This window comes from Serratia sp. MMO-28, assembly GCF_037199905.1.
Lineage (GTDB): Bacteria > Pseudomonadota > Gammaproteobacteria > Enterobacterales > Enterobacteriaceae > Chania > Chania oryzae.
On the sequence record NZ_JBBCVB010000016.1, the window covers coordinates 35,675 to 54,716 of the forward strand.

General features: G+C 55.4%; 17 protein-coding genes. 4 read left to right on the forward strand and 13 right to left on the reverse strand.

Features of this window, described 5'->3' with window-relative positions; translation table 11 throughout:
- Positions 1 to 4 precede the first annotated feature (4 nt).
- On the forward strand, positions 5 to 1,357 hold the full coding sequence (locus WG891_RS15220; protein WP_337263584.1) for a class-II fumarase/aspartase family protein: 1,353 nt from the start codon (positions 5 to 7) through the stop codon (positions 1,355 to 1,357).
- Positions 1,350 to 2,570 carry an N-acetylglucosamine-6-phosphate deacetylase gene (gene nagA / locus WG891_RS15225; protein ID WP_337263583.1) on the forward strand — a complete coding sequence of 407 codons (1,221 nt, stop codon included), beginning with the start codon at positions 1,350 to 1,352 and terminating at the stop codon, positions 2,568 to 2,570. The genes WG891_RS15220 and nagA overlap by 8 nt, the downstream gene beginning before the upstream one ends.
- Positions 2,571 to 2,612: 42 nt before the next feature.
- On the opposite strand, the gene WG891_RS15230 is transcribed toward nagA, so the two are convergent.
- The 10 genes from WG891_RS15230 to kbaZ form a co-directional block, all read right to left on the reverse strand.
- Positions 2,613 to 4,160, reverse strand: coding sequence for a hypothetical protein (locus WG891_RS15230; RefSeq protein ID WP_337263582.1), 1,548 nt, complete (start codon positions 4,158 to 4,160; stop codon positions 2,613 to 2,615).
- Positions 4,161 to 4,312: 152 nt separating this feature from the next.
- Entirely contained in the window at positions 4,313 to 5,665 is a 1,353-nt protein-coding gene (gene gorA / locus WG891_RS15235; RefSeq protein ID WP_337263581.1) for a glutathione-disulfide reductase, read from the reverse strand.
- Between the two features lie 157 nt (positions 5,666 to 5,822).
- Positions 5,823 to 7,712 carry an enterotoxin gene (locus tag WG891_RS15240; RefSeq protein ID WP_337263580.1) on the reverse strand — a complete coding sequence of 630 codons (1,890 nt, stop codon included), beginning with the start codon at positions 7,710 to 7,712 and terminating at the stop codon, positions 5,823 to 5,825.
- Positions 7,713 to 7,729: 17 nt separating this feature from the next.
- The gene (gene kbaY, locus WG891_RS15245) at positions 7,730 to 8,614 is read right to left on the reverse strand and encodes a tagatose-bisphosphate aldolase subunit KbaY (protein ID WP_337263579.1); all 885 of its coding nucleotides are present in this window, start codon (positions 8,612 to 8,614) and stop codon (positions 7,730 to 7,732) included.
- Between the two features lie 12 nt (positions 8,615 to 8,626).
- Positions 8,627 to 9,772, reverse strand: coding sequence for an SIS domain-containing protein (locus WG891_RS15250; RefSeq protein WP_337263578.1), 1,146 nt, complete (start codon positions 9,770 to 9,772; stop codon positions 8,627 to 8,629).
- Between the two features lie 292 nt (positions 9,773 to 10,064).
- Complete coding sequence (agaF, locus tag WG891_RS15255) at positions 10,065 to 10,499, reverse strand: PTS galactosamine/N-acetylgalactosamine transporter subunit IIA (protein ID WP_076943146.1); 435 nt, start codon at positions 10,497 to 10,499, stop codon at positions 10,065 to 10,067.
- 24 nt (positions 10,500 to 10,523) lie between these two features.
- Complete coding sequence (gene agaE, locus WG891_RS15260) at positions 10,524 to 11,399, reverse strand: PTS N-acetylgalactosamine transporter subunit IID (RefSeq protein ID WP_337263577.1); 876 nt, start codon at positions 11,397 to 11,399, stop codon at positions 10,524 to 10,526.
- Positions 11,389 to 12,171, reverse strand: coding sequence for a PTS N-acetylgalactosamine transporter subunit IIC (agaW, locus tag WG891_RS15265; RefSeq protein ID WP_337263576.1), 783 nt, complete (start codon positions 12,169 to 12,171; stop codon positions 11,389 to 11,391). The genes agaE and agaW overlap by 11 nt, the downstream gene beginning before the upstream one ends.
- A gap of 10 nt (positions 12,172 to 12,181) precedes the next feature.
- A complete protein-coding gene (gene agaV, locus WG891_RS15270; RefSeq protein WP_337263575.1) occupies positions 12,182 to 12,655 on the reverse strand; it encodes a PTS N-acetylgalactosamine transporter subunit IIB in 474 nt (157 codons plus the stop codon).
- A 23-nt stretch (positions 12,656 to 12,678) separates the two neighbouring features.
- Positions 12,679 to 13,971: a tagatose-bisphosphate aldolase subunit KbaZ gene (kbaZ, locus tag WG891_RS15275; RefSeq protein WP_337263574.1), complete on the reverse strand. Its 1,293-nt coding sequence runs from the start codon at positions 13,969 to 13,971 to the stop codon at positions 12,679 to 12,681.
- Between the two features lie 249 nt (positions 13,972 to 14,220).
- Between kbaZ and WG891_RS15280 the strand changes: the two genes are divergently transcribed.
- Entirely contained in the window at positions 14,221 to 15,030 is an 810-nt protein-coding gene (locus tag WG891_RS15280; protein WP_076943151.1) for a DeoR family transcriptional regulator, read from the forward strand.
- A 62-nt stretch (positions 15,031 to 15,092) separates the two neighbouring features.
- On the opposite strand, the gene WG891_RS15285 is transcribed toward WG891_RS15280, so the two are convergent.
- The 3 genes from WG891_RS15285 to WG891_RS15295 all read right to left on the reverse strand — a co-directional run bounded on the left by WG891_RS15285 (position 15,093) and on the right by WG891_RS15295 (position 16,791).
- Positions 15,093 to 15,935 (reverse strand): 23S rRNA (adenine(2030)-N(6))-methyltransferase RlmJ, encoded by an 843-nt coding sequence (locus WG891_RS15285; protein WP_337263573.1) that lies wholly within the window; start codon positions 15,933 to 15,935, stop codon positions 15,093 to 15,095.
- Between the two features lie 102 nt (positions 15,936 to 16,037).
- Positions 16,038 to 16,421, reverse strand: a complete 384-nt coding sequence (locus WG891_RS15290) for an HVO_A0114 family putative DNA-binding protein (protein ID WP_337263572.1) — start codon at positions 16,419 to 16,421, stop codon at positions 16,038 to 16,040.
- A 4-nt stretch (positions 16,422 to 16,425) separates the two neighbouring features.
- Positions 16,426 to 16,791, reverse strand: a complete 366-nt coding sequence (locus tag WG891_RS15295) for a toxin-antitoxin system TumE family protein (RefSeq protein ID WP_337263571.1) — start codon at positions 16,789 to 16,791, stop codon at positions 16,426 to 16,428.
- A gap of 206 nt (positions 16,792 to 16,997) precedes the next feature.
- On the opposite strand from WG891_RS15295, the gene prlC reads away from it, so the two are divergent.
- Positions 16,998 to 19,040, forward strand: a complete 2,043-nt coding sequence (gene prlC / locus WG891_RS15300; protein ID WP_337263570.1) for an oligopeptidase A — start codon at positions 16,998 to 17,000, stop codon at positions 19,038 to 19,040.
- Positions 19,041 to 19,042 lie beyond the last annotated feature (2 nt).

The following is a 19,042-nucleotide window of genomic DNA, read 5'->3' on the forward strand; positions in this document are numbered from 1 at the left end:
CAGCATGCGCGCACTATACGACTCTAAAAGCAAAACCATCGATCACCAGGGGATGAAAGATCTGTTCACCCACGAAGCCAGGGTGCAGTCATGGCTCGATGTGGAAGGTGCACTGGCACTGGCGCAGGCCAAGGTTGGCATGATCCCGGCCGCTGCGGCTGAAAACATCGCCGCCAACTGCCGCCTCGAGCGGATCGATCTTGCCGAGGTTGACCGCCTGTTGCGCCAGATTGGCCACGGTTTTGTTCCGGTGATCAAGGTGCTGGTCAAAGCCTGTGATGCAGAAAGCGGTAAGTATGTGCATTACGGGGTGACCACCCAGAATATTCAGCAAACCGCCCATCTGCTGATCGTGAAAAAATTCCACCACAAGCTGATGAAGTTCGTGGATGCCACGCTGGTCAATTTGGCGCGCTTGGCGAAAATGCATAAAAACACCCTGATGGCGGGGCGTACTCACGGTAAACACGCTCTGCCCATCACTTATGGCTATAAGGTTTCGGTATGGATTTATGAACTGCTGGCGGCGGTGGAGCGCATGCAAGAGGCGGAAAAACGGGTATTTACCGTGATGATGGGCGGCGCGGTGGGGGCGTTTCACGCCACGGGTGAAGCGGGCAGAACGGTGCAGGATCTGGTTGCTGAGCAATTGGGTATGTATTCGATGCTGGTGCCTTCACGCAATGCCAGGGTGTTCCGCGCTGAGTACATCACTAACCTGTGCCTGCTGGCGACAACGCTGCATAAAATCGCCGAAGAGGTCTATCAAACCTCCAGCGAAGAGTTTGGTGAGGTATCGGAAGCGTTCACCAAGGGCACGGTGGGCAGCAGCACCATGCCGCAAAAGGTCAATCCCAAGCTGGCCAAAGGGATTATTGCCAACGCGCAGAAGCTGTATTCAGTGCTGACGGCGGCGCTTTACGTGTGCCCGCGGCCGTTTGAGGCCGACAGTTCCGCCTACTTCATCTTTGATGCCAGCCTGCAGGAAAGCATTGAGCTGATGGCTGAAATCATCCTGCGTGCCGAAGAACTGACGCGTACGCTGGTGATTAACCCTGAACGGATGCATGACAACGTGATGCTGACGCACGGGCTGATTAACAGTGAAAAAATCATGATGAAACTGGTGGATAAGCTGGGCAAAGATCCGGCTCACGAGCTGGTTTACCATATGGCGATGCGCAGCACGCATGAACACCTCGAGTACGGCGAGATATTGCGTAACGATCCGCTGATGGCGGAAAACTTCAGCGCCGCTGAGATCGCGGAGTTGCTGGATCCCGCCTGCTATACCGGTTTGTGCGCCGTGTTGGCGGATGAGCTGGCCGAGCGGGTGCTGGAGAGAAGCCATGAATAACCTGCGTTCTGGGGTGATTAAATCCAACAGAATTGTCTTCCCCGATGGGATCAAGGCGGGTTATTTACTGGTGCAGGGCGGGAAAATCAGTGGGTTTCATACCCACTGTTCCGGTGGTTATATCGACTACAGCGAGCAGATTATTATGCCGGGCTTTGTCGACATCCACGTCCATGGCTGGGGGCGGGGGTCTTTCGCCTACAAAGGGAATAACGCCTCGCTGAAGTGGATGAGCCACGATCTGGTGAAGGTCGGTGTGACTGCCTATCTGCCAACGTCTGGCACGATGCCAAACGCTTTTCTTGAGTCCTCGCTGGCGGCGGCGGCGGGCTACATTGCCGCTGCCACACCTGTCGACGGGGCAGAAGCCATTGGTATCCATATGGAAGGCCCCTATATCAGCGAGAAGCACCTGGGCATGCAGCGGGCGGATTGCCTGCAGCGGCCCAGCGTTGAGGGATTCGAGCACTTCAACCGCCTGGCGGGGCAGAACATCCGCCTGATGACGCTGGCACCGGAGTTGGAAGGCGCGCTGGAGCTTATCCGGCATCTGCGGGCGCAGGGCATTACCGCCTCGGCGGGCCACACCGATGCCACGTTTGCTGAAATTAGCGCCGCGATCGAAGCCGGTTTAAGCCATTTCACTCACGCTTACAGTGGGATGCGCGGCTTTCACCACCGTGAACTCGGGGTAGTTGGGGCACTGATGTACTATCAGGACACCTATGCAGAAGTGGCGAAGCAGAGCGGCATCACCATTAAGCCAGAGGCCTTTGACCTGCTTTATCGCCTGAAGCGCGATCGGCGTCTGGTGCTGATGAGCGACTGCATGGGTTATGTCGATTTCCCCGAAGGCTATGAATTTTATCACTATCTGCGTAAAGAGACCTTCCGCATCAAGCAGGGGCAACTGGAGATTGCCACGGACGCTGGCGATACGCGCCAGGTTTGCCCGTGTGACGATGAAGCGGTGCAGCAGTTGGAGATGAATTTTCTCGATTCAGTGAAGAATATCGTCGATCGTCTGGAACATGGCCTGGTTTCAGTGGCGAGGATCGCGTGCGAAAACCCAGCGTTACTGGCGGGGGCGCAGGATCGCAAAGGTTCGCTGTTGGCCGGTAAAGATGCCGATATTCTGGTGCTGGATGACGATTTGAATCTGCTTGATGTTTACTGCCGCGGAGTGCGTCAGGCGCAGATCGCTACGGTTTAAAACCTTCCTCACGCGGCCGCCAACGGTTGGCGGCCAGTCTGTTCAGATAAAGAAGTCTGCATACTTTTGTTCTAACAGCGCACGCAGTTGCTGCTGATCCAGCCCTGCGGTTTCCTGAATAAATGCCTCTGTGGGGCTCTTCTTTTTCGCACGCGAGAGCCCGTGTTTGCCCAAGAGTGAAATATCGTCGCGGGTCAGATAGAAATTCACCTTGATGTAAGCCAACTGATAATACTTCAGATAGCTGGAGATTTTATTGGTGAAGGTAATCAGCAAATCAAAAGGGATCTGTTCCAGCGTGCGTAATTCATTGATATTGACGCAGGCGACGATCTCGATATGGAAGTGTGACTTCAACACCTCCTTGAAATAACCGACCTTACTCTCCGACGAATTGGTAACGATAATCACGCGTTTTTTATATTCGCTGTGAATGCGGTTTTGCAGCTCGTACTTTTTCAGGATCAACACCAGCGTCGACAGATGCACGGTGGAAAACGTGGTGTGGTAGTGCTGGGCGATGGGCGCGGTGGCTTCGGCAACGCCTTGATATAGCGCGGCGTGCCGGGTTTGCACCTGATGCAGTTTTTTGTCGTCAAAGTATAAATTGAACCTGCTTTGCACGATGGTTGAATAGATAAACTGATAGACCTCGGCAAAGAACGGTGACGCGTTGTGTATTTCTGCTCTCAACAGCGGCGAGATATATTCACCCAAGCGTTTGACGAGCCTAATCAGCGTGGGATCGTAGACGTCAAATGGCCGCCAGGTATAGGTCAGCGAGGAAACCAGCAGATCGAGAAAGCGATCTTCATGTTCACTGCCGAGCAGCGCGAAATCGCAGGACTGAATAAAGTTAAGCTTATCGCTGGTGGTAATACTATGCCCGCGCCGTATGCGATGCAGCGCAATGCTCATGTACACCAGAAAGTATTTCTTGCTGTTATAGCCCAGCGTAATGACGCGGCTAAGCCGCTGCTGATAGAGCTCTGCCGCAGCGCGAATTTCCTGTTGGCACTCGTGCAAAAACTGCGTGGCAATGGCGCGGTTAATCGGCTCATTGGCTTTGTGCGGCACCAGCAGGTGATCTTCACCAATTTCCACTGTTTTGAGAATGATCAGGCAAACCGCGATGCGCAGCAGAATTTCGTCGCCGTCCAACCGCGATCCCTGCTTGGGAATGGTGGTAACGCTGAGGCGATTGGCCTGTAAAAACGCCAACAGCGCCTGGTTATCATTTTTTAGCGTGGTGGGGCTGACGTTGAATTTGCGGTAGTACTCGCTTTTATTCACCACCTCCTGCAAACACATCGCCACGCACAGATCCTTAATCCGTTCCTCCGCGGTGGTGATATAGCGGTTAAACGGAATATGCTCCAGCAAGGCGATATATTCCCGATAGGTAATGGCCGTAACGATCGACTGCCCATCCAGGTGCAAGCGGTAGTCCGGCTCGAGAAACTGGTTAATTTCTTTCATTGCCCGCTTCAGCGTCGAGGTGGTTTTACCAAATCTGGACGTGACATCCTCGATCAATACCGGGCTGTGTTCCTGGATATATTTTAACAAGGACAGGTCAAAGCTGTTCACTGGGGCATCTCAAGGTCGCATCTGGAGTCGTACCATTGAGAATAGAGAAAAGCCGGGATTCTGTCTGTGAACTGCGTGGAGCATCTTGGGCTGTAAAAGGCCAGATGCGTTGGCATCTGGCCCGAGAACGGTGCTCGCTAACAGGCGGCCCGTTAGCGCATGGTCACAAACTCTTCCGCAGCGGTTGGGTGGATCGCCACGGTGTTGTCGAAGTCTTTCTTGGTCGCCCCCATCTTCACGGCCACCGCAAAGCCCTGCAGGATTTCGTCCATGCCAAAGCCGATGCCGTGCAGGCCAACGATCTTCTCCTCTGCACCCACGCACACCAGCTTCATGCGGCACGGCTGGCGATGCTGGGTGACCGCACTGTACATGGCGGTAAAGGCAGATTTGTAGACCTTCACGTTGTCTTCACCAAACTGCTCTTTTGCCTGCGGTTCGGTCAGGCCAATGGTGCCGATCGGCGGGTGGCTGAAGACCACGGTGGCGATGTTGCTGTAATCCAGATGCTCGTCCGGCTTGTTGTTGAACAGGCGCTCAGACAGGCGACGCCCTGCGGCAACCGCCACCGGGGTCAGTTCAACCGCGCCGGTGTTGTCGCCAACCGCGTAGACGCCTTTCACGTTGGTATTCTGGAATTTATCGACTTCGATGTAGCCTTTGGCGTTGGTTTTCACCCCGGTTACCGTCAGGTTCAGGTTGTCGGTGGCCGGTTCGCGGCCAATCGCCCATACCAAGCAGTCGACGATAAACTCTTTACCGTTTTCCAGTTGCAGCGTCAGGGTGCCATCGGCGTTTTTAACGATGGCTTTTGGAATAGATTCGGTGTGCAACTGTGGCCCTTCGGTGTTCATCACCTCGAGCAGCGTTTCCACAATCATCGGATCAAAGCTGCGCAGCGGTGCATGTTTACGCACGAACAGATGGGTTTCCGCTCCCAGCGCGTTCATCACCCCGGCAATTTCCACTGCGATGTAGCCAGCACCCACCACGGCGACGCGTTTTGGCATGGCATCCAGCTCGAAGAAGCCGTCGGAGTCGATGCCGTATTCTGCGCCAGGAATGTTCGGGTGGCTTGGGCGGCCGCCGGTGGCGATCAGGATATGATCGGCGGTGATGGTCTCGCCGTTGACTTCTACCGTATGCGCATCAACAAAGCGGGCAAAGCCTTTGATCACGTCTACTTTGTTTTTGCCCAGCACGTTGTCGTAGGAGTTGTGGATGCGATCAATATAGGCAGTACGGTTAGCGACCAGCTTCTTCCAGTCAAACGCGTTGACGGTGGTGTCAAAGCCGTAGTCTGGGCCGTACTGATGGATGGCTTCAGCGATCTGCGCCGCATGCCACATCACTTTTTTCGGTACACAACCCACGTTGACGCAGGTGCCGCCCAATTCTTTGGCTTCAATCAGTGCGCATTTCTGGCCATACATGGCTGCCCGGTTGATCGATGCGATACCGCCGCTGCCGCCGCCAATTGCTAGATAATCGTAATGTTTCGTCATCTGGGGTTTCCATGAGTTGTGTGATTCGAAGAGGATAGAGTTTAACGCCTGACAGGGGGTTGTCGCAAAGATTGCATCAATGGCTGTGATAGGCAGAGAGTTGGGCCTGAGCAGCACCAGGTGTTACAGGGGCCTGGGTTTCCAGGCCCGATAGGGGTTATTTCACCGGCGTGGCCTCCATCACCAGCGTTTGCAATGGTTTCAGCGTGATCACCACCGGCTGGCTGTAGTTTGCCGGCAGCGTTGCGTTGCTGCCGTAAACCGGCTTCAGCGTAAAGCGGGTGGTCTCTCCTTGCGGTACTTCAAAGCTCTTGCTCAGATCCAGGTAGTAGCTTTGTTGTTTGTCTGACGGATTACGCAGCCCAAAGACAGCCTTATCGTTACTCCACGACGCCCAGCCGTAAACATCCAGCATGGTCGGATCGCCCCCCATCCAGTGGGTATCGACCAGCACATCGCTGTTTGCCCGCGCCCATTTGGCCGCCGCCGCCAGGGCATCCCACTTGGCGCTGTTCAGCATCGATGGCGTGATGTACATCTCCTGCAATTGGGTGCCGGTGGCGAAGTAGCTCCATGCCTGATCGGCAAAATCGCCGTCGGTCTGCACTTTTTCTAAGCCAAAGTAGGCGTTTTCTGCGCTGACAATGCCGTGATACATCAGCGAGTTGAGTGGGAAGAGCGGCCCTTTTCTCACGATGGAACGGTAGGTTTCAGCATCGCGGTAGGTCATCCACTGCTGCGCGGGTGAGCCTTTGCCGTAGAGGTTGATATCGTCGCCCTGGCGCCAGATGGAGTCGGCGTAGAACAGCCAGGACGGGCTGGCATTGGTGCCGGTGGTCAGGTTGATAAACAGGTCTTTGTTGGCCTCGCGCATGTTTTTGATCAGCTCAATCGAGGCGTCAAAGTCGGAGGCGAACTGGCTGCCTTTAATGTATGAGTTGGCGTTGCCCATGCCGTCCAGCTTGAACGAGGAGATGTGCTCGTCTTTGATCAGCTTGCCGATCTGCTGGTTGAAGTTATGGAAATAGTTCGGGCCGGAGAGGGCGAATTTGCCATCCACGGTTTCAAAGCCATTTTCTTTGGCGTGAGAGACGCGGATATCGCGCGGTTTGTTATAGCCGCCCCACGGCGAAAGCCACAGGCCAACTGAGGTGTGCAGGCCGTCGGCTTTGGCTTTCACCACGGCAAAACCGTCTTTGAACGCTGGGCCAAACAGCCATTTACCGGTGCGATCGTCCCAGCCATCATCCAGCAGGAAGCCGTCCAGTTTTACACCGCGCTTTTTGATCAGTTCGTTGGCGTAAGCGTCCATCCGGTCGAGCACTTCTTGCTCGGTATAGGTGGTGAAAAAGCCGATATCCATCCAACTGTTGTAGTGCAGATAGGGCTGGTACGGGCGCGGGCGCATGACGTTGATAAACTGATTAACGCTGCGGCGCAGTTGGCTCAGTTCATCAAAGGTGCCGAAATAAAGGGTATAGCTGACCGGTGCGTCGGTTTTGATCGGCGTTTTGAGTTCGACGTTGAGGTTAGTGGTGGTCTCATAGGCATAAGTGTTGACGATGGGCTTATTCGGCAGCATGAAGAAGCTGTTGGCCACGATGGGTGAACTGTTAATCGCGCCGTCCACGTAAGGGGCCTGTGACTTGCCTTTGGTGGGGAAGAAGGTGATTTTCGCCACGTCCTGCGCTTGGCCCTTTGCCTGCAGGGTATAGTCGATGCTGGCATATTTCCCTTTCAGCACATTCAACACCACGTTGACGGCGAAGTCTGGGTGGTCATAATCGATATAAATCGCATCGCCTTTCTGCTGGACACGCTTGATTTTAAAATCGGCGGCGTGGATCACGCGCTCATCTGGCAGGGTGAGAAAGAACAGCTCATTGGGCGCAAGCTGATGGGCAGAACCTTTATCCTTTACCACCACCGCTGAGTTGCTGTCATCAAACGAGATGGCGATCTTGTCGTTATTCAACTGATGCTGGGCGGCGAAGGCAGTATTGCTGACGAGCAGCAGCAGTAACGAGCGCTTTATCATGGTTTTCATCAGAAGATCCTTTTTCTCTAGATTGACGGTGAAGGGCAAGTTTGCGGGATAAGTTTATCAGCCGAGCCGCATACCGCGATTTTGCTGCGCACCACCTCTTTCATCGCATCCATACCGACGCGCATGTAATAGCGTGGGTCGTTACCTTGCGGATTATCGGCAAACCATTTTTTCACCGCGGCGGCGAAGGCGATCTTCAATTCGGTGGCGACATTCACTTTGCAGACGCCAAGCTCAATGGCGCGCCGCACGAACTCGTCCGGCACGTCGCTTGCACCGTGTAGCACCAGCGGAATGGCAACCACTTCGCGGATCGCCGCCAGGCGCTTGAAATCAATCTTCGGGCGTTTGCTGTACAGGCCGTGGGCGGTGCCGATCGCCACGGCCAGGCTGTCGACCCCAGTCTGGGCGGCAAAGCGACAGGCTTCCTGCGGATCGGTCAAAAACGCGCTTTCTTCATCGACATCCATATCGTCTTCCACGCCCCCGAGGCGGCCCAGCTCAGCCTCAACGCTGCAATCATAGCGATGGCAGAAATCCACCACCGATTTCACCAGCTTCACGTTCTCGGCAAAGGGGAAGTGGCTGCCGTCGATCATGGCGCTGCGCACGCCGGCTCTCACCTTGTTACTGATGTCGTTGAGAGATTCGTGGTGATCGAGGTGCAGTGCAAACGGCATGTTGTAGCTTGCCGAGTAGGCTTCGCACAGTGCGTAGATTTCGCTGAAGGCAATATGCTTGAAGGTACCCGGCGTGCCCGCCAGGATCACCGGGGATTGCATCTCTTGGCAGACCTCGAGGATCGCCTGAATGGTCTCCGCATTGTGGATATTGAATGCGGGCACGGCGTAGCCTCTGGCCTGAGCGTCTTGCAGCAGATACTTGGTGGAGATAATGCTCATGGCGTAATCCTCTCAGCCTTTCCAGGGGTGAATAACCACGCCTTGCACCACGCGGTTTACCGTGCCGCTGGCGGAAGGGGTGTCTGGGGTGATGCCTGCTTTCATGGATTCGGTCAGCGCAAAGATTTGCGCGTAGATCAGGAAGCAGAAGGCCTGTTCGATATCGAGAAACTCGCGGGCCGCTGGCAGCAGAATATGCGGCCCAGCTTCAATTTCCGCGCTGGCGGCGGCGGCGATCGCCACCACGCGCATCGCCTGCTGGTCACGGCGTAGCTCGGCGAGCAAGTCCAAATCGTACTGGCGGGTATACGGATGGCTGGACACCATCACCACCACCAGCGTTTCGTCGTTAACCAGCGATTTCGGGCCGTGACGGAAGCCGGTGGGGGAGTCATAAAACGCCGCCAGTTTGCCTGCGGTCAGTTCAAGCACTTTCAGCGCGGCTTCGCGCGCCGTGCCCTGCAGCCCACCGCTGCCGAGGTAGACGATGCGTTTAAACGGCAGATCGCCAAACACGGCCGTGCTGAAATCTTCCTGGGAAGCGATGATGCGTTCGCAGCGGGTGGCTACATCCTGAAAGGACGCGCTGTTGATGACGTCCGCCGCAAACACCGCCAGGCAACTGGCCATCATGGTGGTGATACTGCTGGTCATGGCAAAGCCGCGATCGTGGGTTTCTGCTGGCATCAGCAGCGCCAGCGCGTTATCGCTGTGGGTGGCGTTGTTATACAGGCTGCCCGCTTCGTTGCAGGTGATCACCAGATGGTGGCAGTGCCGGACGATCTGGTTAGCCAAATCGACCGCCGCGACGCTTTCCGGGCTGTTGCCGGAGCGCGCGAAAGAAACCAACAGCGTTGGCTGCTCGGCGTAAAGATAGTCTGCGGGATTAGTGACCAGATCGGTGGTTGGCACGGCCACCACGTTTTTGCCGGTGTGGCGCGCAAGCCACGGCGCAATCATGTCACCGATAAATGCAGAGGTGCCCGCGCCGGTCAGGATGATCTTGAGGCCGTTGTTCTGCAGGAGCGGAGCCAGGAAAGCCGTAATACGGCTGCGCAGATTCTCGATATTTTTCAGCGAAGTCATCCAACTGGTCGGCTGTTGGCGGATCTCTTTTTCGGTCCAGGTTGAGGTGCCGGAAGTGTGGGTTTTACTCATAACTCAGTCCTTAGCAGTGCATATTCAACGGGGGAGCACAAAGCAGAAGAGAGCAACCTTTCGTTTCATTGAGTCAACTTTATGCTTAAACAAAATCTATAGAAAACGAAATGAAAGATCAACAAAGAAAAAGAAATAAAACGGAGTTTGTGATCGGCGTTATGAATAGGTTTTTTCTTTTTATTTATCAACTTATCGCGCAGTCTGCGGGCGATGGCAAGATTTAAAGAAAAGGAAAAGAAAGGTCTGTGTGCTAACGGGCCACAGACCTAAGAGAGGGAAGTGAAAGGGGTCATATCCCCTCAGCGGCCACTGCGGTTGCGCGCTCACGCCCCATTTCATCCGCCAGGCTGGTTAAGCCACGGTGGCCGCATTCCAATGCCATCAGGCGAAACTCGTTACAGCTCAGCCCATCGCGTTCCAGCACCATCTCCAGCAGCAATTGCAGGTTGATGCCGGTGATCACCTCGCGCCCTGGCTTTTGCAACGCCAGCGTGGAGGCCACGCGAAACGGGGTGCCGCCCAGCAGATCGGTTAAAAATACCAGCCCGTCACTTTCATCCAACTGGGCTATCGCCTGCTCGAACTGGCTTTTCAGCAACGCGGTGGTGGAGCTTTCGGGAAAGTCGATGGCAATAATCTGCGGCTGTTCGCCCAGGATCTGCTTCATCGCTTTTTCCAGCCCGCTGGCAAAGCCGCCGTGGCCGCTAAGAATGATGCTTAACATGCGATCTCCTCGCCTTTCAGTGGGTTACAGGAAGTGGGCAAACTTCCCGACGATGCCCAGCAGCACGGTGATACCGATAAGCCGCAGCGGGCTCCAACCGCGACGCACCAGGGCGTACATCAGCAGGGTGTAGACCAGCGGTAGAAACGCAGGCATCAGTTTGTCGATCACGTCGGCTTGTAGCTTCACTACTGCATCGCCCGCGGTGATTTCCAGCGTGGTGGAGAGGCGCACGTAAGTCGCCACCAGCGCACCGATCACCGTCATCCCGACGATCGAGGCAGCATGGCCGACCTTGCGGGTGTTGGCCTTAATCAGCGGGATGGCAGCGACCCCTTTGCGGTAAGCATAGTGGGCCAGCCCGAAACGCAGCCCGAGGTGGACGACGTTAAACATCACCATAAACACCACTGCGCCGAGGATCGAGCCTTGCAGCGCCAAGCTGGCACCGATGCCGCCGCAGATCGGCAGCAGAGTCAGCCAGAACATGGCGTCACCAATGCCGCCAAGCGGTGCGCCAACGGCGATTTTGGTGCTTTGGATACTGTTCACATCCTGCTTGGAACGCTCCATCGCCAGGATGATGCCAATCACAAAGGTGACCAGGAACGGGTGGGTATTAAAGAAACCCATGTGGCCTTTCATTGCCCGCGCCAGATCGCGTTGGTTGGTGTGGATCTTCTTCAACGCGGGCAGCAGGCCGTACAGCCAGCCACAGGCCTGCATACGTTCATAGTTGAACGATGCCTGCAGCAGCATAGAGCGCCACGCCACGCGGTTGATATCCTGCTTGGTCAGTTCCACACCAACCGTCTGATCTTCATAGATACTGTCGTTGCCGTCGGTGACCAGGGTTTCCTGCCCGTCGGTTTGCGGCAGAGTTTGGGTATCAGATGCCATCTTCAAATTCCTCTTGCTGTGCGCGGGAAGGTTGCGGTGGAGTCGGGTCCTTACGCATCAACTCCATCAGAGCCATCGCCAGCGCGGCGGCGGCAATGGCCAGCACCGGCAGCTTCAGCCAGGCGGCACCAACGAAGCCGAGAATGAAATAAGGGATGTAAGCGTTCTTCATCATGATTTTCAGCAGCACGGCGAAGCCGATGGCTGGCATGATGCCGCCAGCTACGCCGAGGCCGTCGATCAGCCGTGCGGGCAGCACGTCAATGACCGCTTTTGCGTGTTCGGCACCAAAATAGATGGGCAAGAAGGCACAGAGGAAGTAGAAGGTGCCGAGCACCAGCAGTGCCATGTAGTTAATGCGCTCAATGCCGTTGGTATCAGCATTTGCCGCCATGCGATCGGCACGTGACATCACGCCGGACATGATGGAGAACAGGAAGGTAATCCCCATTTGCACTGCCACGGCGAACGGCACGGCTACCCCAACGGCCACTTCCGGTTTTACCCCGGTGGTGATGGCAAAGGCAGTGCCGACAATGGTGCCGATAATCACGTTAGGCGGCTGCGCCCCGGCCAGCGGCGCCAGCCCCATCCACACCAGTTCCAGCGTCCCACCGGTTAGAATACCGGTATGCAGATCGCCCAGGATCAGGCCCACCAGCGGGCCCAGTACCACCGGGCGGTGCATGTGCGTCAGGCCGTTGAACATATCCAGCCCGGCGATAAAGGCCAGTATGCCCAATGCTACCGCTTGTAATAAGCTGATTTCCATAACAAATACCTCAGAGAAGTTTGTAGAGATCCTGAGCCGGTTCTGTCGGAACGCCCTGAACAAAGCACGCGACACCGGCCTCTTTCAGGCCGTTGAAGGCGGCAATGTCCCGATCGTCTACAGAGACGGTTTTGGCGATTTGTTTCTTGCCGTCGGCGTAGTGCATATTGCCGACGTTGATACGTTTTAGCGGCACGTTGCCTGTGACCAGGGTGAGAAAGTCCTGCGGGCTTTTGCATACCAGCAGAATTTTTTGGTGGTCGGCTGCGCGGTGAATGTTGTCGATCACTTTCTGCAGCGGCCAGAAACGCACGGCGATCCCTTCTGCAAGCACCATCTCCATCAGGTTTTGCTGTACGGCGTCTTCTGCAACCTCATCGTTGGCCACCAGCACCAGATTCGCACCGGCAAAACCGACCCACTGCACGCCAACCTGACCGTGGATCAGGCGTTCATCAATACGGCTCAGTACAATGTTTGGCATGTTTTCCCCTTATTATTATTGTGTTAGACAGACGGTGATTGGCCCATGCAGGCGGCATGGTATTGGCGTAGCACATCCTGGATATGGTCGATAATCAGCTCGTGTGGCGTTGCGGCAATCAATCCTTCACGAACTTTGGCATATTGCAGCGGCAGATATTGGCTGATCAGCGGCTGCGGTATCGGGCCGCTTGCCAGGTTGCTGACCAGGCGATCGTAGGCACCGTCGATATCCCGATCGGGCCAGTAGTAGCGCACGCGATCGGAGTAGCTGTAGCCACGTGCCAGACGTAATGCTTCACCGCTGCCCTGGTAATGCTGCTGCCAATATTGCGGGTGATCCTGCATCACGCTTTCCAGCACATCGCGCAGCCCCGAGCATTGGTGCGCCGGGCGCAGCTCCTGTTCGATAGCCGCCAGCGAGAATAGCGCTTCGCGCAGGGCAAAGGTGAGCGCCGGGCCGACTTTCAGGATCGCGAAGTGATGCTGAACCAGCTGTTGCAGGGCGAGTGGAGTCTGGTAGTCGGTGGAGTGGGCTTCAAACACCATGGTGTCAGACGCCTCAATCATCTGGCTGAGCGCCAGCGCCTTCTGCGGCTGAAAATCAATCACTTGCGTATGGTCGAACTCGACGCCCGGCTGTACCACCAGCCCGATAATGCGCGGCCAGATATCGCTCAGGCCCTGCTGTTCCAGGGCATGACGATGGGCTTCAAGCGTGGTTTTTGCCGCCTGCGGCGTGGTGACGGCTAATGCTGCCAGCGTTTCATGTGCGCCACCGGGCACCGGCACTTCGGTGCCGATAACGTAAACCAGATCGGACTCGCCAAAGTGTGCAATGCAGGTTTGCTCGGCGATCCGCGCTAAGCGTGCGGCCCGTTCTGCAACGATTGTATCGGTGAGCGGCACCGGGTCATCGGCGCAGGACATGCTGCAATCGAGATGGATTTTTTTGAACCCGGAACTCACATAGCTGCGAATCAGCTCATCGGCTTTGGCCATGGCTTCTGCGGCAGTTTGGTTTTGCCAGCGGTTCGGGCCGAGGTGGTCGCCGCCAAGGATCAGCTGTTGGTGAGGAAAATGGTGTTGATCGGCTAGCTGTAACACGAAGCGGCGGAAGTCGGCGGGCATCATACCGGTGTAGCCACCATACTGATCGACCTGGTTTGAGGTGGCTTCGATCAGCAGGGTTGAGTGGGTTGCTTTAGCGTGCCGCATGGCGGCTTCAAGCACCAACGGGTGAGCAGAGCAGACCGCAAAGATACCACAGCGTTGGTCCCGTTTATGGTTGGCCACAAACTCGATTAAATGTTTCACTTTCTTCTCCGTATCGGTTTTCTTGTGCAATATCTTTCGATTTGTGTCTATTTATACTGCGATAAGGTAAAATCAAAATAAAGAGAAGGATGGTGAAGTTGCGATCTGTTTCACAAAAGGCATAAAACGAAAGGTTTGAACGCAATGAAGCGACGAAAGGTCGATCGGTCCAAGGCTTGCTTTCCATTAAAAGAAAGGCCTTAATAGGCAAAGTGAAATGAAACAAAGGATTTTATGAAAGGATCTCCTATGTACAACAGCGATTCCGTTACCGATAAGCGCATCATTGGTACCAGCGAGAGGCGTGAGCAGATCATTCAGCGTTTACGCCAGCAGGGCAGCGTACAGGTCAATGATCTATCGGCTTTTTTCAGCGTTTCTACCGTCACTATCCGTAACGATCTGGCGTTTCTGGAAAAACAGGGGATTGCGGTACGTGCCTATGGTGGTGCGCTGATATGCGATCCATCCACCCCTCCGGTGGAGCCTTCGCTAGAAGATAAAAGCTCCCTGAATACCTCCCTGAAGCGGAGCATTGCGCGCGTCGCGGTAGAGTTGATCAAGCCTGGCCACCGAGTGATCCTCGACTCGGGAACCACCACGTATGAGATCGCACGCCTCATGCGCCAGCATAAAGATGTGATTGCCATGACGAATGGTATGAACGTCGCCAACGCGCTGCTGGAAGCGGAAGGTGTTGAACTGCTGATGACCGGCGGGCACTTACGCCGCCAATCCCTGTCGTTTTATGGCGATCAGGCCGATCAGTCGCTGCAGAACTACCATTTCGATATGCTGTTTCTCGGCGTCGACGCCATCGATCTGGAGCGGGGGGTGAGCACCCATAACGAGGATGAAGCGCGCCTCAATCGCCGTATGTGTGAGGTGGCTGAACGTATCATTGCGGTGACCGATTCCAGCAAGTTTAACCGCTCGAGCCTGCATAAGATCATTGATATCCAACGTGTTCATATGGTGATTACCGACAGCGACATTTCGGCAGAAAACCTTGAGGGGCTGCGCAGGAGCGGCATTAAAGTGGTGCTGGCCGGGAAATAGAACAGAGCGGGGCAGGTTTACAGAGAAGCGATGGCCGCCCAGGCTGGCGGCCAGGTTGAGCCTTACTCGGGAACCACCCAGTTCACCAGGTGGTGGCCAATGCCGGAGGGCACCAGCGCTTTGTGCAGCCACGGCAGCACGTTGTTCATCTGCTGCTCCAGCTTCCACGGCGGGTTAATCACGATCATGCCGGAAGCGGTCATGCCGCGCTGATCGCTGTCGGGCTTGACCGCCAGTTCGATCTGCAGGATACGGCGAATACCGGTCGCTTCCAGCTCTTTCAGCATGCGTTTAATTTGCTGGCGCAGCACCACCGGGTACCACAGCGCATAGGTGCCGGTGGCGAAACGTTTATAACCCTCCTGAATGCCTTTCACCACGTCCTGATAATCGGTTTTCATTTCATAGGGGGGATCCATCAGGATCAGGCCACGGCGCGACTGCGGCGGCAGTTGCGATTTGATCTGCTGGTAACCGTCTGCGCGCTGTACTTTGGCGCGTTCATCTTTCTGGAACTCACTGCGCAGCAGCGGGTAATCGCTTGGGTGCAGTTCGGTGAGGTGGATTTTATCCTGCGGGCGCAGCAACTGGCGGGCAATCAGCGGCGAACCTGGGTAGTAACGCAGGGTGCCCGAGCGGTTGAAGTTGTGTACCACACTCATGTAAGCCACCAGTTCTTCCGGCAGATCGTCACGCTGCCACAGCAGGCCGATGCCTTCCAGGTATTCCCCGGTGCGCTCGGCGTGTTCACCGCTCAGTTGATAACGCCCGGCACCGGAGTGGGTATCCAGATACAGCAGCGGTTTCTCTTTTTCTTTCAGCGCTTCAATGATCAGGCTCTGAACGGTGTGCTTGAGCACGTCGGCGTGGTTGCCAGCGTGAAAACTGTGGCGGTAACTTAACATTTGTATTTATCCGATTGAATTTAAAATACTATTATCGAAAGCATTTATTCTGGCAGGCTGATGAATCTAGGTGTGAAAAGCCCGGGCAAACCAGGCTTATGGTTATGCGACTTTCTGTGCCTGCATTGTGGCATATTTTTGGTCTATCTGGATATCGAAGTCAGTAAACAGTGCCACAGGCTTCACGCTGCGCCCGGTTTTTTCCAGCCTAACAAAGCCATGTGAGCTAAGCGTTTTCAGGGTAACCGACAGGTTGCTGACTTTTCGCCCTGAGAGCTCGGCTAACTCCGTTAGCGTTTCCGGTTTCTGTTCGTCCATCATGCGTAGCAGCGAAATATTCTCGTTGCTTAGCACCTGCGCTAAAGCAATCATGGAGGTAAACCAGACCTTTGGCTCATTAGGTTCAGGTTTGTACTCACCTTTGGCGATCGCCAGCATTCTTTTGCGAATGAGTTCTTCTGGCATGACACCAATCAGTGCTTTCATTGCGCTAACCTCTTTTTTCTCTTTCCGCGATGACTTCATCCATCTTCTCAAAGAAGTCCTGAACCAGTTGGGACGCTGAGGTAAACTCGTAAGGGTATCCCTTATCACTGGGGGTTCTATGAATATGGTCATACATCAATCGGCCCGCATGTTTGCCTTTTTTCGGTGGCTTGATGGCATGGGCATTATCCATACCAAATACCCTGGTATTGTGCTTATCATGCACCGTAAGGCTGTATCGAATGCCATGTGGAATAAAACTATTGGGTTTAACCCTCCATGCTTCAACTTTCCACCAGTAACCATCTTCTCGGTTGACTTTTTGCCCATGTAATTCAAGTAGATATTCTAAACTAGAATCATGTTGCATATCGCTTCCTTGTGATACTTATGATCTAATCATAACTTTGTGTGGCTTAAAGTTCAAACCATAAAAGACCCTATGCCCCCTAATGGCACTTTCCCTCAATCGCCGCCATTGATTTTCCTGCCATTTGGCACCATGTTAGTGAGACATTGTTATTTACCTGGCCCGATGTCCGCATCTGGCCCACAACGCCAATCAGGACTGCCCTTATGACCAATCCGTTGCTGACTCCGTTTTCCCTGCCGCCGTTTTCGGCGATTCGCCCTGAAGATATCGTGCCTGCGGTGCAATCCGCGCTGGCTGATTGCCGCGCTGCGGTGGAGCGCGTGGTCGCTCAGCCGGGGCCGTTTACCTGGGAGAACCTGTGCCAGCCGCTGGCGGAGTCTGACGATCGTCTGGCGCGCATCTGGTCGCCGGTTGGCCATTTGAATGCGGTGAAAAACAGCCCGGAACTGCGCGAAGCCTATGAGCAGGCGCTGCCGCTGCTGTCTGAATACGGCACCTGGGTAGGGCAGCACGAAGGTTTGTATCAGGCGTATCGCAGCCTGAGAGAAGGGCCAGGCTTCGCCACATTGAGCGTGCCGCAGCGTAAAGCGGTGGAAAATGCGCTGCGTGATTTTGAGCTTTCAGGCATTGGCCTGCCGGCAGAAAAGCAAAAGCGCTACGGCGAGATTGTCGCGCGCCTGTCCGAATTGGGTTCCACTTACAGCAACAACGTGCTCGATGCCACCATGGGCTGGAGCAAGCTGATTACCGATGTTAACGAGCTGAACGGCCTGCCGGAAAGCGCGTTGGCGCAAGCGCAGGCAATGGCCCAGGCCAAAGAGCAGGAAGGCTGGCTGCTGACGCTGGATATGCCGAGCTATCTGCCGGTCATGACCTATGCCGACAGCCAGGCGTTGCGCGAAGAGATGTACCGCGCCTTTGCCACTCGGGCTTCCGATCAGGGGCCGAACGCCGGTAAGTGGGACAACAGCGAAGTGATGGCAGAGACGCTGGCGCTGCGCCATGAGCTGGCCGAACTGCTGGGCTTTGCCAGCTATGCCGATAAATCCCTCGCCACCAAAATGGCAGAAAGCCCGGAGCAGGTGCTGGGGTTCCTGAACGATCTGGCCAAGCGAGCACGCCCGCAGGCGGAGCAGGAACTGGCGCAGCTGCGTGCATTTGCCAAACAGCATTACGGCGTGGATGAGCTCGAGGCGTGGGACATCACCTACTACGGCGAAAAGCAGAAACAGCATCTGTTCTCCATCAGCGACGAACAACTGCGCCCATACTTCCCTGAGCAGCGCGTCGTCGAAGGGCTGTTCGAAGTGGTGAAACGCATTTACGGCATTACCGCCAAAGAACGTAAAGATGTGGATACCTGGCACCCCGAAGTGCGCTTCTTCGATCTGTTCGACGCTAAAGGTGAACTGCGCGGCAGCTTCTATCTGGATCTGTACGCCCGTGAGAACAAACGCGGCGGGGCGTGGATGGATGACTGCGTCGGCAGCCTGCGCAAGGCGAACGGCGAACTGCAGAAGCCGGTGGCTTACCTCACCTGTAACTTTAACCGTCCGCTGGGTGATAAACCGGCGCTGTTTACCCATAACGAAGTCACCACCCTGTTCCACGAGTTTGGTCACGGCCTGCACCATATGCTGACGCAGATCGATACCGCCGGTGTCGCCGGTATCAGCGGTGTGCCGTGGGATGCGGTCGAGCTGCCGAGCCAGTTTATGGAAAACTGGTGCTGGGAGCCGGAGGCGCTGGCGTTTATCTCCGGCCACTTTGAAACCGGTGAACCGCTGCCGAAAGCCCTGTTGGACAAGATGCTGGAAGCGAAAAACTATCAGGCGGCGCTGTTTATCCTGCGTCAGTTGGAGTTCGGCCTGTTTGATTTCCGTATGCATGCAGAATACAGCCCAGAAAAGGGTGCGCAGATCCTGCCAACGCTGTTTGACGTGAAAAAAACCGTGGCGGTCGTGCCTTCACCAAGCTGGGGCCGTTTCCCCCATGCCTTCAGCCACATCTTTGCCGGTGGCTACGCGGCGGGTTACTACAGCTATCTGTGGGCGGAAGTGCTGTCGGCAGATGCCTACTCGCGCTTCGAGGAAGAGGGGATTTTCAACGCGCAAACCGGTAAATCCTTCCTGGATAACATCCTGTCGCGCGGCGGCTCTGAAGAGCCGATGGAATTGTTCAAACGCTTCCGTGGCCGTGAACCGCAGCTGGATGCTATGCTGCGCCATTACGGTATTAAAGGATAACC

Excerpts from the sequence above, each read along its gene's own strand:
- WG891_RS15220 (WP_337263584.1), top strand. The coding sequence starts at position 5 with ATGCGCGCACTATACGACTCTAAAAGCAAAACCATCGATCACCAGGGG.
- prlC (WP_337263570.1), top strand. The coding sequence starts at position 16,998 with ATGACCAATCCGTTGCTGACTCCGTTTTCCCTGCCGCCGTTTTCGGCG.
- agaE (WP_337263577.1), bottom strand. The coding sequence starts at position 11,399 with ATGGCATCTGATACCCAAACTCTGCCGCAAACCGACGGGCAGGAAACC.
- gorA (WP_337263581.1), bottom strand. The coding sequence starts at position 5,665 with ATGACGAAACATTACGATTATCTAGCAATTGGCGGCGGCAGCGGCGGT.
- WG891_RS15295 (WP_337263571.1), bottom strand. The coding sequence starts at position 16,791 with ATGCAACATGATTCTAGTTTAGAATATCTACTTGAATTACATGGGCAA.
- WG891_RS15280 (WP_076943151.1), top strand. The coding sequence starts at position 14,221 with ATGTACAACAGCGATTCCGTTACCGATAAGCGCATCATTGGTACCAGC.
- agaW (WP_337263576.1), bottom strand. The coding sequence starts at position 12,171 with ATGGAAATCAGCTTATTACAAGCGGTAGCATTGGGCATACTGGCCTTT.
- agaV (WP_337263575.1), bottom strand. The coding sequence starts at position 12,655 with ATGCCAAACATTGTACTGAGCCGTATTGATGAACGCCTGATCCACGGT.
- WG891_RS15250 (WP_337263578.1), bottom strand. The coding sequence starts at position 9,772 with ATGAGTAAAACCCACACTTCCGGCACCTCAACCTGGACCGAAAAAGAG.
- nagA (WP_337263583.1), top strand. The coding sequence starts at position 1,350 with ATGAATAACCTGCGTTCTGGGGTGATTAAATCCAACAGAATTGTCTTC.
- kbaY (WP_337263579.1), bottom strand. The coding sequence starts at position 8,614 with ATGAGCATTATCTCCACCAAGTATCTGCTGCAAGACGCTCAGGCCAGA.
- agaF (WP_076943146.1), bottom strand. The coding sequence starts at position 10,499 with ATGTTAAGCATCATTCTTAGCGGCCACGGCGGCTTTGCCAGCGGGCTG.
- WG891_RS15290 (WP_337263572.1), bottom strand. The coding sequence starts at position 16,421 with ATGAAAGCACTGATTGGTGTCATGCCAGAAGAACTCATTCGCAAAAGA.
- WG891_RS15240 (WP_337263580.1), bottom strand. The coding sequence starts at position 7,712 with ATGAAAACCATGATAAAGCGCTCGTTACTGCTGCTGCTCGTCAGCAAT.
- WG891_RS15285 (WP_337263573.1), bottom strand. The coding sequence starts at position 15,935 with ATGTTAAGTTACCGCCACAGTTTTCACGCTGGCAACCACGCCGACGTG.